This is a genomic window from Legionella lytica (assembly GCF_044626755.1).
In the GTDB taxonomy this organism is placed as follows: Bacteria; Pseudomonadota; Gammaproteobacteria; order Legionellales; family Legionellaceae; genus Legionella; species Legionella lytica_A.
In genome coordinates this window covers 1-223 of sequence record NZ_JBGORX010000044.1, presented here as the reverse complement: position 1 = coordinate 223, position 223 = coordinate 1, and the positions used below count along the sequence as shown (strand labels likewise).

Here is a 223-nt window from a genome sequence, read left to right as displayed (position 1 = left end):
ATCAACCAGTTTCTCAATTGCTTTAACACCAATATCACTTTCATCGCCTTCCAGTGCTTTCAGCGCTGAACCAACAATAATAGGAATGTCATCGCCAGGGAAATCGTAGCTGCTTAGCAGATCACGTACTTCCATCTCAACTAACTCTAACAGCTCAGGATCATCAACCATATCTGCTTTGTTCATGAACACAACAATGTATGGTACACCAACTTGGCGTGAC

1 protein-coding gene is annotated in these 223 nt (G+C 42.6%); it reads right to left on the bottom strand.

What is annotated here, in order from left to right; all coding sequences use genetic code 11:
* On the bottom strand, positions 1-223 hold a 223-nt coding region (locus tag ACD661_RS17070), incomplete at both ends, for a GTP-binding protein (protein ID WP_400189022.1).